Source organism: Stenotrophomonas sp. 99219_Sma (assembly GCF_056480785.1).
Genome location: NZ_CM151117.1, coordinates 2,363,125 through 2,378,480, shown reverse-complemented (window position 1 = coordinate 2,378,480; position 15,356 = coordinate 2,363,125). Strand labels below are relative to the sequence as shown.

Sequence of the window (15,356 nt, the reverse complement as noted above, 5' to 3'; positions counted from 1 at the left end):
GGCGTATTGGGAACGTTCCCACACATCATTTCAATGTGCACTGCACAAAAAGCCAATAGTCCTTTGGCGTTAGCATTGTCCTGAATGGCCATCCGGCCTCGAACAGTAAAAGTTTCCGGGAACGGTTCCAATGAGCATCAGCATCAACGACGTCGCGCGCGTGGCGGGGGTCTCCAAGTCCACGGTGTCGCGCGTGCTCGGCGGCGGCCCGGTCAGCGAGGCCGTGCGTGGCCGGGTGGAGGCGGCGATCCGCCAGACCGGCTATCACCCCAACCTGCAGGCACGGCGCCTGCGTGCCCGGCACACCGGCATCATCGGGCTGATCGTGGCGGACATCCGCAACCCGTTCTTCACGGCGCTGATCCGAGCGGTGGAGGAGGTTGCCTATCGTGAAGGCCTGCGCGTCACCCTCTGCAACACCGACGAGGACCCCGAGCGCGAGGCGCTGTATCTGCAGTTGATGCACGAGGAACGCATCAGTGGACTGATCTTTGCGCCCACCCGCACCACGGTGGGGCGCCTGGAACGGCTCGCACTGGGCTATCCGACGGTGCTGGTGGACCGCGCCGCACCCGGCGGGTCGATCGACAGCGTGGTGCTCGACAATCCGGCCGCGATGGCGGGCCTGGTCGAGCATCTGGTCGCGCGCGGCTATCGCCGTATCGGCGGCCTGTTCGGCAGCACCAGCACCACGGCGGCCGAGCGTCGCGACGGCTATCTCGCTGCGATGCGTACACATGGGCTTCAGCCGGATTACCGCGAAGTTGAGCCCACGGCTGAAGCGGCCATTGCAACGCTCGATCAGTGGCTGGCCGACCCATCACGGCCGGAGGCGCTGGTCGCCAGCAACAGCCTGCTGCTCATGGGAGCGTTGAAGGCGGCCCGCAGTGCAGGCCTGGCAATTCCGGACGCGCTGGCGCTGGCGGGCTTTGACAACGAACGCTGGACCGAACTGGTCGAGCCGGGCATCACCGTGATCGAACAGCCGGTCGAAGAGATGGGGCGCGCAGCGATGTCGCTGTTGCTTGAGCGCCTGCGCGAGCCGGAGCTGCCGGTACGCCGGCTGGTGATGACCGGTCGGTGCGTGGTGAGGGGATCAACGGCCTTGCGATGACCTCGCGGCTGTTTGCGGCCGTCCATCGATGGATACCCTCGCGCACATGTGGATCATGGCTGCTCCTTCGCCCGGTCCCATTCCGCCGATGATCGTGGCCGGTTTTACGAACAGGCGTCGCACGCATGGGCGCAGCATGTTCAGCTCAATCCTCGGACGTCGTCTGGCAGTTTCGATTCCTGGCGGACGATGTGATCCCGGGATGACCGCCCCGGAACGTAAGCGCACTGACAACGGCCAAGGCACAGGCACAAGCGCCCGCGTAAACCATGGCCAGTCGGTAGCCGAAAAGCAGCGACTGATGCGCTACGTCAAGGGACACTGCCTGGCCAGTGGCCGCCAGCTCATCCAGGTGCGCAGTACCTGCGGACAATCCCTCCGCAAGCGACCGCAGATGCGAAGGGTCACCGCCGGGCAGGTTCGTTTCAAGTGCGTAGTAGGTACCTTTCACCAGAATCAACCCCACCACCGCGATGTTGATGGCCAAGCTGATGAATCTGGCGCTGGTGTCCATGCCGGATGCCATGCCGGCGCGATCGCTGGGCACGGAACTGGTCGTCGTGTTGGTGACGGGCGTATTGATCACGCCCAGGCCCGAGCCCGCAAGAATGCAGCCTGGCAGCAGGGTCAACCAGCTCGCGTTTTCCGCGCCTGCACCGATCGCCATCATGAGCATCCCGCCGCCCATGGCAAACATCCCAGCGGGGATCACGCGCTCAGGCCCGAAGCGTACAGCGAGACGCTCGCCGTAAGGCGGCAGCAGCAGCGACGGCAATGTGTATGCCAGGACAGACAGGCCGGTCGCGATGCTTGAGTAGCCAAGTCCGTGCTGGAAGAACAGTGGCAGGTACACCATCAGTGGCCAGAAGCTGAAGTTCATGCCCATCGAGCCCAGCAATGCGCCCGAGAAGCGCCGGTTGCCGAAGATGGAAAAATCGAACATCGGGTCCGGCACCCTGCGCTCGACCGCGATGAATACCGCCAGGCTGATGACGGCAACCAGAGCGGCCGCCTTGGAAGAGGCGCTTGCAAGGCCTGCAGGAATGCCCTGGGTGATGTACCAGGTGAAGGAAAAGACGGCCACTGACAGCGAGACGATTCCCGCAAGGTCCAGTTTCCGCTGGCTTGGCGCCCACGATTCCCGGATGCCCAGAACGGCGAGAGCCGTCGCGCCCACTGCCAGGGGCGCATGCACCAGGAACACCCAGCTCCAGCTGCTGATGACAACAACGCCAGCACCAATGACCGGCCCGAAACCCAGCCCTATGCCAAAGACCACGCCCCAGATGCCAAAGGCCTTGGCGCGCTGTGCGGAGTCACTGAACTGATGGGAAAGCACTGTAAACACGCAGACCAGCATTGCGCCTCCCGCCGCACCCTGCAGTGATCGAGCCACGATCAACGCCGTTCCGCTTCGAGCAAGGCCGCAGGCCAGGGATGTGATGCCGAACAGCAACAGGCTGATCACGAAGATGCGCTTGCGCCCGTACCGATCCGCCAGAGCGCCAGCCGCCATCAGCACCGTCGTGCAGGCGAGGGTGTAGGCATTCATGATCCACTGCAGGCCGCTGAAGCTGCTGCCAAGCTCTGTCTCCAGAATCGGCAGGATGACTGGCACGCTGGAGATTTCCAGCCCGAACATCAGGGAAGCCAAGCACGCCGCAGAAAGCGTCAGGCGGTCTCGAGCAGCAGGTGAAAGGGAAGTCATGGGTCTCCTCAGGCAGGTCCGGGATCTGGCGCACTGCCGGGGCGACTGCAGCTGCGCGTTTCAAGTGAGCGGCCATCTTGGAGGGACTTCCATGATGATAAAAATGATTTGATTTAATAGAATTGATCAATCCTCATCATGGATTGCCCCGGTGTTCTTTGACCCCGACCTGCTGCGCGCCTTTGTCGCCGTCGTAGAGACCGGCGGCTTCACCAAGGCGGGTGAGCGCATGAACCTCAGCCAGTCCGCCATCAGCCACCAGATCCGGAAGCTGGAAGAGCAGGCGGGCAGCGCCTTGCTGAAACGGACCACGAGAAGCGTGACACTCACCGAAGACGGCGAAGACTTCCTGCGACATGCCGAGCAGATTCTTGCTGCCCAGAGCCTGCTGGTTCGCCGGTTCCAGAGGGCTCCCGTTACCGGGGCAGTGCGCCTGGGTGTGCCGGAGACCTATGCCGGCGACCGGCTGACCGCAATGCTGTCGCGCTTCTCCCGCAGGTTCCCCGCGGTGCGGCTGGATGTAGCCGTGGAGTCCTATGGGGCGCTGAACGAACAGATACAGGCGGGAACACTCGACCTGGCGGTGAACCTGTTCCTGCGGGAGGACGTTGTGTGGCCGGTTCTGAGGCGGACACGTTTCGTCTGGGCCATCGGTTCGGGATTTGAGCACGAACCGGAAAAGACGCTGCCACTCGCACTCGCGCCCAGCCCGTGCATGCACCGCGACGTGTGCATCGGAGCACTTGTTGAAGCCGGCCTGGAATGGCGCGTCACCTTTACCTCGCCGAACCAGCAGGGCCTGCGATCGGCTGCGAAGTCCGGGCTCGCCATCACTGTCGCTCTCCAGGATGACATCCAGGATGGCCTGATGATTGCGGGCAGTGGACTGGGCCTTCCTGTGCTCCCCGCAGCGAGCTTCCGGCTGATGCGCAGTGCAGCCGTGCGGACGCCTGCGATCGAAGCGTTGGAGGAACAATTGCTTCGCGCAGGCGATGGCGCGTGTTCGGTCCGCGCACTCAGCGCGGTGGGCTGAAGCGCAGCGCACGCACATTCCAGACCAAGCAGTCCATAACCGGCCTTCCACGTCGAAGTAGCATCGACGCTTGGAGCATTGAGCACTTCCGCTGAATGCGTTCGGTCTACGGAAGCTATTGGATGAACATGAAGCGGACGACGGCGGGCGGCCCCGCTCCCGTGCGCGGTGATCGGCGGGATACCGAGATCCGGAACTACGTGATGAACCTCGGCCCCCAACATCCTGCGGCACATGGGGTACTGCGCCTTGTGCTTGAGATGGATGGCGAGACCGTTGTGCGCGCGGATCCGCATGTGGGCCTGCTGCACCGGGGTACCGAGAAGCTGGCGGAGTCCAAGCCCTTCAACCAGTCCATCGGCTACATGGATCGGCTGGACTACGTATCCATGATGTGCAATGAACACGCCTACGTACGTGCGATTGAAACCCTTCTGGGAATCGAGGCGCCCATCAGGGCACAGTACATCCGCACGATGTTCGATGAGATCACCCGTATCCTCAATCACCTCATGAACATCGGAACGGGCGCGCTGGACCTGGGCGCCATGGCCGTGATGCTCTATGCATTCCGGGAACGCGAAGAGCTGATGGACTGCTACGAGGCGGTATCCGGCGCTCGAATGCATGCCACGTATTACCGGCCCGGCGGTGTGTACCGTGATCTGCCTGACCAGATGCCGAAGTACAAGGAGTCACGCTGGAAGAAGGGGAAGGAGCTGCGGCGGCTGAACGCCGCGAGAGAAGGGGCGCTGCTCGATTTCATCGAGAATTTCACCCGCGAGTTCCCGAACCGCATTGATGAGTACGAAACCCTGCTCACCGACAACAGAATCTGGAAGCAGCGCACGGTGGGCATTGGCGTTGTGAGCCCGCAGCAGGCCATGGAGTGGGGCATGACCGGGGTGATGCTGAGAGGCTCGGGCGTGGCGTGGGACCTGAGGAAGAAGCGCCCCTACGCGAAGTACGATGCCGTTGACTTCGACATTCCGGTTGGCAGCGCCGGTGACTGCTATGACCGCTACCTGTGCCGTGTCGCGGAGATGCGGCAGTCCAACCGCATCATCCGGCAATGTGTCGACTGGCTTCGCGCCAACCCCGGCCCGGTGATGGTCCAGAACTTCAAGGTGGCGCCGCCGTCCCGGCAGGAGATGAAGTCCGACATGGAAGCGCTGATCCATCACTTCAAGCTCTTCAGCGAAGGCTACCAGGTGCCGGCAGGTGAGACCTACGCAGCGGTCGAGGCGCCCAAGGGCGAGTTCGGTTGCTACCTGATCTCCGATGGCGCCAACAAGCCGTTCCGGGTGCACCTGCGTGCTCCCGGCTTCGCTCATCTCTCTTCTCTGGATGAAATCGTCAGGGGCCACATGCTGGCGGATGTCGTCGCCATGATTGGCACCTACGACATTGTGTTCGGCGAAGTGGATCGATGAGGAACCGGGTCAGCCCACGCATGGGCTGAGCCACGCTCCGGCGGCCGCGAAGGGAACAGCCATGTGCAGCCTGAGCAGGTCTTCCACGGTGCGCGCCCCGCCCATCTCCAGGTCGAGGATGCCGGGCTCCAGGATTGATCCCAGCAGAACACCGACCGCGATCGCATGAAGGCTGCGCGACGCGGTGGCTGCATCAACGCCCTCACGGAGCTGGCCCAGTGCTCCTGCACGCTGGTATACAAGCTCCAGCATGCGGACCTCCGGCATCGCGCACGCTGCGAGCACGTCACCTATGCCGCCCAGCTCACGTGATTCACCAGAGCGCAGGAGAAGCTCAACCGTCCGGCGAACGCGTGGGGTGCGGCGCGTGTGATCAAAGACCCTGACCAGGTCCGCAAACAGAAGCTTGAACGGGTCACTACACTGCCGGATGGCGGCCTCCTGCAGTCCCTCGGGTGCATCTGGCCGCCCACGCGCGGAAAGTTCACCCAGCAGGTTCTGACGGGACCCGAAGTGCCAGTAGATCGCGCCGCGCGAATGGCCGCACTCGGTGGCGATCAGCTCCAGCGTGGCGCCCGCGGGCCCATGGCGCAGCAGGCACACCAGTGCGGCATCGAGGATCCTCTCACGCGTGGCGTGTGCGTCCTCCCTGGTTCTTCTAGCCATGGCACGGTTGCATCCCTGCTGTTCGATGAGCGCGCGACCGCGCGTCCTGAGCGTCCTTAGACAAGGCGATGGGACGGACCGTGGCCACAGCGCTGCACCGGGATCTGCGGCGTTTGAATGTCGATCTTCGGTTCATTGGCTGGGACAGGGCAGGACAGTGAGCCAAGCCACAGACCATCGGCAGCGAGACGCGCAGACCTCAGCGCGGGATCGTCGGCCTCGGACGGCTCGGTGGCCAGCTTCTTCTTCATCCACTCGATCCACTGCGACGCGGATACCTGGGTCAGGTCCAGGCGGATGATCAGGGCCGAGAGCATTGCAACGTCGTGCCGCCTGCAGCCCTCGACCACCGATTCCACGTAGGCGTTGGTGAATGCGCCGGGGCGGAGCCCGTTGGCACGCATTCTCCGTTCCACATCCTGATTGAAGTTCTGCAGCCAGCACGAGAAAGTGGCGTCGATGAGATCCTGCTTGCAGTAGAAGTGATGGAACATCGCGCCACGGCTGACGCCCGAGCATTCGAGAATCTCACTGACGGTCACCGAAGACCGGCCATTGCGGACGATAAGCGCTGCCGTTTCGCGGATGAGTATGCCGGGCACACGCACGGACGAACTGTGGGTAGCGTTCAAGATAGTTTTCCTCATGTAGCGGGCGACGAACGATCCGCCAGGCCGGTACGGCCTGGCGGGTTGCCGTTCGAGCCAGTCAGTGATGCGCCGCGGATGCTTCGCTTTCGGCGCTCTTCCGGGAAGCGATGGGCCTGCCGATTTCAATCTCCGGGTCCCCCTTCTCGGGCTGCCATGCCCCCAGCGCCAGCTGCACCTGCACGTGGGCCATCAGCAGCCCGGCCTGTGCCGCCGCAAGCTCTCTGCGCGCCTTTTCGTGCAGCGCCTGCTGCTGCAGGCCGGCATCCTTCGGCTCGATTCCGGCGTCCACGCGGGAAGAGGCATAGGCCGAAGATCTGCTGCTGAGTGCCTCGGCATTTACCGCCTGCTGCATCCTGACCTGGGAACTCGTCCACGCATGCAGGGAGTCCTCACTCTCCTTCAGCGCCGTCAGCACGGTCTGCTCGAAGGCATGCCAGTTCTGATCACTGCCGGCGCGAGCGGCTTCCTCCCTGGCCTTCTTCCGGCCAAAGCTCAGCCACTCCCACTGAAGCTCCGGGCCGGCCGAGAAGCGCTTTGCACTGGAATCGCCCAGCGAACCGAACGGTGCAAGGATGCCGCCGAAAACATTCAGCGTGAGGCGCGGAAGGTGCGCGCGCTCGGCGAGTACGACGTTGCCAAGGCTTGCTCGCAGGAGTGCATCGGCCTTGGCGACGTCTGGCCGCCGCGCCAGGAGGTCGGTCGGCTGCGCAAGCGATGCAAGATCCGGTGGGGCCGGCAGTGGAGCCGGGGCCAGCAACGCCTCCCAGGCGTCATCCTGCGCGGTCGGCGAGCGGCCTGCAAGAACCGCCAATCCGGCCCTGTCCGCCTGCAGCCGGGTAGCGGTTGCCGCCTCCTGCGCCACCAGCTCGGCGTGTTCGGATTCGACCGCAAGTGCCTCCCTGCGATCGACCAGCCCGGCCGCATACCGGGCCTTCACACGCACAACGCGCGCCTTGCTCAGCTCAACCTCCCGCTCAAGAGAGGACAGGTTGATCTGGTCCATCCTGAGCAGGAAGTAGTTCTTCGCAACCTCGGCCTGGAGCACTGCGGCAGCTGATCTCGCGTCAGCCGCCGCCGCATCGGCCTTGCGATCGGCCATGGCTGCGGCGGTGCCAATGCGCCCAAACAGATCCAGCTCCCAGGAGAACATCTGTCCGGCGGACAGCAGTCTCTGGGAAGGGGGGCGGGGAAGATCCTGGCGATAGGGATCCGCTTCGATCTGGGCGGACTGCATGGCTTCGGCCTTGACCTGCAGCGCACCGCTCGGCAGATAGTCCTTGCGCGCTGCGCCTGCCAGTGCGCGCGCTTCCACCACGGCGGCAAGGGCAGACTTCAGGTCATGATTCCCGCGCATGGCCAGGCTGACCAGCGCATCCAGGTTGGGGTCGGAGAAGTCCTTCCACCATTGCCTGTTGGGCGTCCCGGGCAGGACATCCGCGTCCAGCGCCGCCGGCGTGGGTGCCTGGCCCACATGATGCCGGGCTGCGGCGTCAGGGATCTCGGTCCTGGGGGCCACAGAGGCGCAGCCAGAAGACAGGGCCACAAGCACAGCAATCGACAGGCAGGCAACTCGATTTCCAATAGACATGATCATGCCTCCTCGGCCGGGTGAATGCGGTAGAGCGCGGCATACAGCGCTGGAATGAGACCCAGCGTGATCAGCGTTCCAAGGGCAAGGCCGCCGATCATCACGATCGACATGCTGGTCCACATGGAACCCCCAAACAGCAGCAGCGGGACAAGGCCGAGAATGCAGACCATCTTGGTCATGACGATGGGGCGCAGGCGCTTTGCTGCAGCCTCTTCAATGGCCTGGAGAGGAGGCAAGCCATCGCGCTGGCCTTCGTCGATCGCATCGATGAGCAGAATCGCGTTGTTGACGATGATGCCGGCAAGTGCGAGCAGCCCCAGTGTTCCGATGAAGGTCAGGCTGGTGCCACTCAGCTTGAGTGCCAAGGTCGCGCCGATGACCACGAACGGAATGCTCGCCAGGACGATCAGGCTCTTGCGGATGCTCTCGAACTGCCATACGAACAACAGGAACATGGCAGCAAGGCAGAGCGGGAGCAGCTTCTCGATGCCTTCGTTGGCACTCTTGCTCTCTTCGATCTCGCCACCGAGTTCAACCCGCACGCCCTGCTTGCGGAATTCGGAAAGAAGTGGCTCGACCTTGTCCGCGATCCCCTGGGCGGTCAGCTCGGAGCTCTTTGCAAGCACGGTGACCGCGCGCGTCTGGTTCACTCGCTGGATTGAAGACAGCTGCGGCGCCAACCGAAGCTTGGCCACCTGGCCCAGGGGCACGCTTCCGCTGCCATCCGCCTTCTGGATCGGGAGTGCCTCAAGCTGGCCGATATCCGTGCGCAGTGCCGCCTCTCCGCGGAGGATGACCGGGAGAACGGTGTCGCCCTCACGATAACGGGAGATCGTTGCGCCGGTCAGCAGCATGTCCATGCTCTTGGCGATGTCCGCGCTGCTGATGCCTGCGGCCTGGGCCTTGGGTTGATCGACGTCCACATCAAGCTGGACAACCTGGCGTTCGGCATCGCTGGATACATCCACCATCCCCGGCGTGTCCTGCAGCGTGCGCAGCAGCTTCTCGGCGGCAATCCGATGTGCGCCGTCGCTGCTGGAGATGCGGAACGTCGCTACGCCGGCATCCGAAGACCCCATCGAGAACCGCTTGGGCTCCACCCGCACATCCGGGAAGTGTGTTGCCATCACAGAACGCAGCCGCTCAATGGCCGCTTCATGCTTGACGCCCTTCGCAAGTGACAGCACGGCATACGCGCGGTGTCCTGCAGGAGTAGGGGGATTGAGTGCCAGAATGAAGCGTGGGCCACCATCGCCCATGTACAGGGCGTGGCTGGAGATCTCCGGAACGAGCTTCTCGTCGGCCAGTACCTTGCTGATCTGGTGAGCAACCGCCATCGTATTGGCCGGACTGGAATCCGGGGACAGCTCGATGGCCATCTGCAGCTGATGGCGCTCGGACGGCGGCATCAGCTCATTGGGGACGGTGGTGAACAACCAGCCGGAGGTTGCCAGCAGTGCAACCATTACGCCGATGTAGATGGCCTTGTGCCCCAGGATCCAGCGGACCTTGCCCCGGTACCAGCCCGTCAGCCGCTCGACCGCGCGTGCGGTGCGGCTGAGTTCGGCATGGTGATGGGCAAAGTACTTGCACAGCAGCGGAATCAGGGTAACGCCGATGACCAGCGACAACAGCAGCGCGATGGCCATCACGATGCCGAGGCTGCGCAGATACTCGCCGGTTTCCGTGCTGGAGATGGCCAGCGGCATGAACGCGAGGATGATCGCCAGCGAAGAAACCAGAAGCGGCACGAACATCGTGCTGCCTGCGTGAGCGGCAGCTTGGTCCGGCGACTCACCCAGCGAGAGCCGCCGCTCCATGTCCTCGGCAACCACGATCGCGTTGTCAACGAACAGGCCCAGGGCAATGATGATTGCACCCACCGAGATCATGTGCAGATCGATGTTCAGGATCTTCATGATTGCCATCGTCCCCAGCACCGTGGTCGGCACGATGGCGCTGACGATCAGGCCGGTCCTCATTCCAAGGAACAGCACGACGACCGCCATGACGATGGCCAGGGTCTCCAGGAAAACCTTGGCAACACGCAGCAGCTGGGTGGAAACAACCTCGGCCTGATCCGTGATCTGGACAAGCTGCATGCCGGCCGGCAGCGTTTCCGAAAGCCGTTCAACGTCGCCGCGCAGCAGATCGGCGAAGCTGACTACGTTGAGTCCTGGCGCCATGGAGACCGCTATCACCACGGCCGGCGTGCCATTCACGAATGCACCCGTCATCGGCGGGTCCTGGGTCACCCGTTCCACTCGCGCAAGGGCGCCCAGGGGCACCGAGCCACCCCTCGGCAGCGGAATTGGCGTGCTCTTCAGCTGGGACGGGTTGTCGGCGTCACCGCTCACGTTGAGCGCGATCTCCGAACCCCCGATCTCGACGTAACCTGCCGGCGCAATGACATTGCGCCTGGAAACCGCGTCGGCAATCACATTGGGGTTGAGCCCACGCGCAGCCAGGGAAGGCACGTCCAGGATGATCTGGACCTGCTCGTCCCTCACGCCGTGGAGCGAGACACGCTCCACCCCGGGCAGCCGGAACAGCTCATCGCGCAGGCGGCGTGCCTCTGCCCGAAGCTCGCCTGCGTTATAGCCTTCGCCGGTCAGGCCCATGGTCATCACCGCAACCCGACCGAATTCGTCGTCCACGACCGGGCCAATCGTTCCCTCGGGAAGCTGGCTCTGGATGTCCCCCATGCGCGAGCGCAAACGCTGCCACACGATGGGGATCTTTTCCGATTCCACGGTGGGATAGAGATCAACGTAGGTGAACGCAAAGCCTGGACGAACAGTCGTCCGGATGCGCTTGACCTCCGGCATGCCACGAATGCTCTCCTCGATCGGGCGAGCGACCAGCTGCTCGACCCGGTCCACGCCGGCGCCCGGCATGAAGCTGAGTACCGTCGCCGTGCGAATGGTGATGGGGGGCTCTTCAGTGGATGGGAAGTCCAGCGCCAGAATGAGGCCGGTGAGGACGATCGCTACAATCGCCAGCAAGGTCAGGCGGGGGCGCGCCAGCGAGAATGAGGAGAGGCTCATTGTTCTGATCCCATCTTCATTTCGACGGGCTTGATCAGCGTGCCCGGACGGATGGCCTTGGCACCCGCAACCACGACACGCTGACCGGCGGAAATCTGCCCGCTCACCTCGATCCAGTCACCGTGATACTGACCCAGATCTACCTCCGCCAGCTCGGTCGTCTTGCCATCCTTTGCCAGCCGAAGCACCTGGCCCTTGCCGCCAACGGCAGACGGCAGAACAGCCCGAAATGGCACTTGAAGCCTGGCTGGGCCTGTATCCGTTCCTGTGATCCGGACCGACCAGGTCGAACCCACGGTCGCCGCCTCGGGCACTGCGATGTATGCGGTACGCACGCCGCCTGCATCAACGCGGCCGTCGACACGGAGCACCTTGCTCGCCACGGTGTCCGAGCCGCTGATCAGGTTGACCACCTGCCCAACAGCCAGGGGAGCAGTGCCCGGAATCGCGACAGACAGCTCGCGGCCCGCACCATCGACCTGGATGGCAACAGCGCCGGGGCCCACGGACTGTCCAACTTCAACGTTTCGGGCAGCCACGACTCCGTCAAACGTTGCCTTCAGCGTGGCTTCGCCTTGCGACCAGCCGGCGAGCTCGTGCTGCGCGCGGGCATTGCGGACGGCCGCATTGGCAGCCGCCAGTTCGGCCTTCGCGGCGGTCATCTCCGCCGGGCTGAGCGCATCAGCCTTCTGCGCAACATCCAGTCGCTCGACGCGTCGCTGGACCTCGTCCAGTGCGGCCTGCGCGCGTGCGACGTCGCCGGCAGCGGACGCCTCCTGCGCTGCAAAGGGGACCGGATCCAGTCGAGCAAGCACCTGTCCCTTGCGTACAACGTCACCCGGTTCAACAAGTACCGCGGAGACCTTTCCGGAGACCGGGAAGGACAGCTGTCCTCGCTGCGTGGCACGCACGGTCCCGATGTAAGCGCGCTGATCGCCAGCAGCCTGTCGAACGGAGGCGACATACGCGGTGCGGGCTTCTGCCGTCCCGCTCTCTGGTGTATCGGAACATCCCGTCATCGCGGACAGGGCAATGGCCAGCGCGCTGAGACGAGGCACCAATGACCAGGTCATATGGGTTTTCACGTTCGATTCCTTGTATGGGTGGTCAGTTCCACAGACCAGCGCGGTGTGGTCAGGTCTGCAGGCGGCGTAAATTTAGGGGGACACCTGCACCCCGAACAGGACAGTTGTGGACACGCGGGGGCTCAAACAGGTCATCTGGGACAGATGGCGCGCCTGGTGATCCCTCGTCGCATGAGATGTCCCAGCCTGAATCTGGTCAGCGACGTGAGGGCATGGTTACTGTCGGTGCCCTCAAAGGGACATTGGAGGTCGGGCAGGGGACCCAAAAGGCCAGAATGTGTCCGCCACGTTGAAACAGGTCCCCTGGCGGCCCGACTATGTGGGCGTCGCACTACCTTTCGAAGACGTGATGGCCCCTATCCCCAAGAATTTGCCGGCATTCAAGGACTGGCCTGTCGCCGGCGAGGATCCCGCGCTGGATGCTGCCGGTCTCCAGGCTTCTGAAGATCCAAACGCCGCAAGCGAATCGCAGATTGCCGAGATAGTGCCTACCGGGGCGAGGGCAATCCTCGGCTTGGTCGAGGACCGGGGGTTCTCTCCGGAAGAGCTATGCCGCGGGCTCGGCTTCACTTATCGCGATCTATCAATGAGGGACGTGAGGCTGTCCTACCGCCAGATGCGCCAGTTGTTCATGCGGGCTGAGCGTTTGCTGGGCGAACCTGCGCTGGGCCTGGCACTGGGAGCCAGACAGACGCCCATTTCCTGGGGCGTACCCGGATTGGCAATGCTCACCTGCGAGACCTACGGCGATGCACTGACGTACGGCCTCACCCATCAGCAAGCCATCGGCTCGATGCTGATCCACACGGTGGAGGAGGTGGGAAGGGAAGTGAGGATGGAAGTCCGGTTCAAACGATTCGACATTCAACTGGAGTCGGTGCTGGTCGAGGACGCGTTCGCCGGATTCGTTGCGGTCAGCAGATACGTAATTGGACCATCATTCGCGCCACTCAGGGTTGATTTCTCACTCCCCAAGCCCTCTGATCCTGAAGTCTATCGACGATTCTTCCAGTGCCCTGTCCGCTTCGATGCTGGCGTCAATCGCCTGACCATAGACTCACATTGGCTGAGCGCGCGCTTGCCCGGTTTCGATCGGGTCAATTCAAGAATTGTCCGAGAGCAGTTGGATTCACTTCTTCCAACGCGAGGGGGCCGCAATGAGATTGTTGAATCCCTGTCGAGCCACCTTCGATGTGATATCGAGTCAACGACCAAGCAGAGCGAACTTGCGAGCCTGATCAATGTCAGTGAAAGAACGCTCCGCCGCCGCCTGAGCCGCCAGGATTCCAGTTATAGGGAGATTCGGGACGAAGCGAGGTATGAGCGGGCCCGCGATCTCCTGCTGAACTCAGAGTTGAGCATCGCCGAAATTGCAGACGCGGTTGGATATTCCGACGCCCGTGCATTCCGCCGCGCATTCAAGCGTTGGGCGGGTTGCCTGCCAACCGAGTTCCGGGAATCCAGGTAGACAGCATCCACCCTGGTTCCAGCACGGCGGGTAGCCATCGGTAGAGACCGGGCCACCCAATGACGTCGGGGCTGCCGCCGGGCCGTGCTGCCGGTGGTGGTTGCGCGTCTGTAGTCCATTGCACCAGTGCGTGTGCAGTCCTCTCCAGCCACCCCTCCTTCACCTGGGTAGAACCATGAAGCGCATACGGCTGTTTGAATCGAAACTCGCGGCGAGATTCCTTGAGGTCGATCGATTGGCGCGGGAAGGCGCTACGTTGAAGAACGTGGCTGAGAACATGCGCACGATCACCATTGCGGTGACGATGCTGATCGTGGTGGGGCTGCTGATGGACCTTCCGGCGTCCGTCATTCGTGTGGCGGCCATCGCATGGGGGTGCTGGGCATTGGTCTATGCACTGCTTGCCGCAGCACAAGCAGGACTTCTCTTTGTCCTGCTGCTTGGCGAGGTGGCCCTGTTGAAGCACATCCTCATCCGGATTGGATTTCTCAGAGGCGCCATTGCCACAGGATTCGCGGTGCTTGTCGTGATCATCATGGCAGTGTCGTGCGTGCTGTTCGATCCGAAGCACATGTTGCATTGGTGATTGCCGACATCCTGCCGACACCCTGCAATCGTCGGGCCCGGCATTCCGGACCGGCCAAGGCGAGCCCCGCACATGGGGGATGTTCGACCTCGATTGATTCCGTTCCACTCAACCTGTGAAAGTCATGCACTCTGCAATTCCCTGCTGCCGTCGTCATTCATCAGGCGGCGATCGAACTGCCACTCTGGCCAGAACATCCGGTTCCGGACGCGTCGCGAAAGGCAGCTTGTGGCGGCGGGTTCCGCGGCTCCTCGCAGGAGTGGGAATGCTGTTGCTGGCCGCATGCAGTCCGGTGCATGTGGTCAGGTCAAACCAGGCCAGGACCTATGCAGGTCTCAGCATCCACGGGGAACGTCGGATGGAGATCGTGCCAGCGGGTAGCACGCACGGGCACTTCCAGACGGTGACTCTCGCCCCCGTCCTGCTGATGCCAGAGGTAGCTGCAACGCTGAGCCCGGGCGTCGGTGATCGCCTCAAGGCTGCCGTAAGCAGTCAGCTGCAGCGGCAGATCGACAGGCGCCTGGGCTGGAGCGGGGCAGGGCGGCCGGGAACGGGGCTGTTGCTGCTTGCAAGGATCACCTCGGTGAAGGAGGTGTCTGTCGGCCTGAACATTGCCACATCGGTCCTGATGGGACCGGTGAGCAAGGGGCAGCTCTCCCTCGAGATCGAGGCGATCGACGCAGGCACTGGCAGGCAGGTAGCACTGCTGCTGCTCGCCGACGAAGCCGATATGAGGGACATCCGGAAAAGCTACACCCAGGACGGTCACGCCAAGGCGCTTGCAGGCCGGTTCGCGATTGAGGCGGTGGAGTTCATCGCGCCAATGGTGCGATCACGGCAGCTTCCCGGAGAGCGCAACTGCCGTGCGCTTCACCCCGGTTCCCAGGCCTCATCCGAACCGCGGCTGCAGGAAAGGGAGGGGGTAGGGAGTTCCAATTGCAAATGACTCTCACTACACTTGCGGCATCCCACCCC

The 15,356-nt window shown here is 63.2% G+C and carries 12 protein-coding genes; 6 read left to right on the top strand and 6 right to left on the bottom strand.

Annotated elements, in window-relative coordinates; all coding sequences use genetic code 11:
- Positions 1 to 130 precede the first annotated feature (130 nt).
- Positions 131 to 1,114: a LacI family DNA-binding transcriptional regulator gene (locus ACZK13_RS10955; protein WP_197615175.1), complete on the top strand. Its 984-nt coding sequence runs from the start codon at positions 131 to 133 to the stop codon at positions 1,112 to 1,114.
- 145 nt (positions 1,115 to 1,259) lie between these two features.
- Here ACZK13_RS10955 and ACZK13_RS10950 read toward each other — a convergent pair whose 3' ends face one another.
- On the bottom strand, positions 1,260 to 2,822 hold the full coding sequence (locus ACZK13_RS10950; RefSeq protein WP_478481635.1) for an MFS transporter: 1,563 nt from the start codon (positions 2,820 to 2,822) through the stop codon (positions 1,260 to 1,262).
- A gap of 151 nt (positions 2,823 to 2,973) precedes the next feature.
- Here ACZK13_RS10950 and ACZK13_RS10945 point away from each other — a divergent pair, with 151 nt between their 5' ends.
- A complete protein-coding gene (locus ACZK13_RS10945) occupies positions 2,974 to 3,855 on the top strand; it encodes a LysR family transcriptional regulator (RefSeq protein WP_197615223.1) in 882 nt (293 codons plus the stop codon).
- Between the two features lie 128 nt (positions 3,856 to 3,983).
- Entirely contained in the window at positions 3,984 to 5,288 is a 1,305-nt protein-coding gene (locus ACZK13_RS10940; RefSeq protein ID WP_478482518.1) for an NADH-quinone oxidoreductase subunit D, read from the top strand.
- Positions 5,289 to 5,297: 9 nt separating this feature from the next.
- Here ACZK13_RS10940 and ACZK13_RS10935 read toward each other — a convergent pair whose 3' ends face one another.
- From ACZK13_RS10935 to ACZK13_RS10915, 5 genes are all read right to left on the bottom strand, one after another.
- Positions 5,298 to 5,891: a TetR/AcrR family transcriptional regulator gene (locus ACZK13_RS10935; RefSeq protein WP_478481633.1), complete on the bottom strand. Its 594-nt coding sequence runs from the start codon at positions 5,889 to 5,891 to the stop codon at positions 5,298 to 5,300.
- A gap of 119 nt (positions 5,892 to 6,010) precedes the next feature.
- Positions 6,011 to 6,586, bottom strand: a complete 576-nt coding sequence (locus tag ACZK13_RS10930; RefSeq protein ID WP_478481631.1) for a TetR/AcrR family transcriptional regulator — start codon at positions 6,584 to 6,586, stop codon at positions 6,011 to 6,013.
- Positions 6,587 to 6,662: 76 nt separating this feature from the next.
- On the bottom strand, positions 6,663 to 8,192 hold the full coding sequence (locus ACZK13_RS10925) for a TolC family protein (protein ID WP_180837110.1): 1,530 nt from the start codon (positions 8,190 to 8,192) through the stop codon (positions 6,663 to 6,665).
- A gap of 2 nt (positions 8,193 to 8,194) precedes the next feature.
- On the bottom strand, positions 8,195 to 11,242 hold the full coding sequence (locus ACZK13_RS10920) for an efflux RND transporter permease subunit (RefSeq protein ID WP_180837108.1): 3,048 nt from the start codon (positions 11,240 to 11,242) through the stop codon (positions 8,195 to 8,197).
- Positions 11,239 to 12,327, bottom strand: a complete 1,089-nt coding sequence (locus tag ACZK13_RS10915; protein ID WP_253143160.1) for an efflux RND transporter periplasmic adaptor subunit — start codon at positions 12,325 to 12,327, stop codon at positions 11,239 to 11,241. The genes ACZK13_RS10920 and ACZK13_RS10915 overlap by 4 nt, the downstream gene beginning before the upstream one ends.
- Before the next feature lie 349 nt (positions 12,328 to 12,676).
- On the opposite strand from ACZK13_RS10915, the gene ACZK13_RS10910 reads away from it, so the two are divergent.
- The 3 genes from ACZK13_RS10910 (at position 12,677) to ACZK13_RS10900 (ending at position 15,327) form a co-directional block, all read left to right on the top strand.
- A complete protein-coding gene (locus ACZK13_RS10910; RefSeq protein WP_263010003.1) occupies positions 12,677 to 13,795 on the top strand; it encodes an AraC family transcriptional regulator in 1,119 nt (372 codons plus the stop codon).
- A 175-nt stretch (positions 13,796 to 13,970) separates the two neighbouring features.
- Positions 13,971 to 14,381 (top strand): hypothetical protein, encoded by a 411-nt coding sequence (locus ACZK13_RS10905; protein ID WP_258015728.1) that lies wholly within the window; start codon positions 13,971 to 13,973, stop codon positions 14,379 to 14,381.
- Between the two features lie 265 nt (positions 14,382 to 14,646).
- A complete protein-coding gene (locus ACZK13_RS10900) occupies positions 14,647 to 15,327 on the top strand; it encodes a DUF3313 family protein (protein ID WP_478481628.1) in 681 nt (226 codons plus the stop codon).
- Positions 15,328 to 15,356: the final 29 nt, after the last annotated feature.

Excerpts from the sequence above, each read along its gene's own strand:
- ACZK13_RS10955 (WP_197615175.1), top strand. The coding sequence starts at position 131 with ATGAGCATCAGCATCAACGACGTCGCGCGCGTGGCGGGGGTCTCCAAG.
- ACZK13_RS10950 (WP_478481635.1), bottom strand. The coding sequence starts at position 2,822 with ATGACTTCCCTTTCACCTGCTGCTCGAGACCGCCTGACGCTTTCTGCG.
- ACZK13_RS10940 (WP_478482518.1), top strand. The coding sequence starts at position 3,984 with ATGAAGCGGACGACGGCGGGCGGCCCCGCTCCCGTGCGCGGTGATCGG.
- ACZK13_RS10925 (WP_180837110.1), bottom strand. The coding sequence starts at position 8,192 with ATGTCTATTGGAAATCGAGTTGCCTGCCTGTCGATTGCTGTGCTTGTG.
- ACZK13_RS10920 (WP_180837108.1), bottom strand. The coding sequence starts at position 11,242 with ATGAGCCTCTCCTCATTCTCGCTGGCGCGCCCCCGCCTGACCTTGCTG.
- ACZK13_RS10910 (WP_263010003.1), top strand. The coding sequence starts at position 12,677 with ATGGCCCCTATCCCCAAGAATTTGCCGGCATTCAAGGACTGGCCTGTC.
- ACZK13_RS10905 (WP_258015728.1), top strand. The coding sequence starts at position 13,971 with ATGAAGCGCATACGGCTGTTTGAATCGAAACTCGCGGCGAGATTCCTT.
- ACZK13_RS10900 (WP_478481628.1), top strand. The coding sequence starts at position 14,647 with ATGCTGTTGCTGGCCGCATGCAGTCCGGTGCATGTGGTCAGGTCAAAC.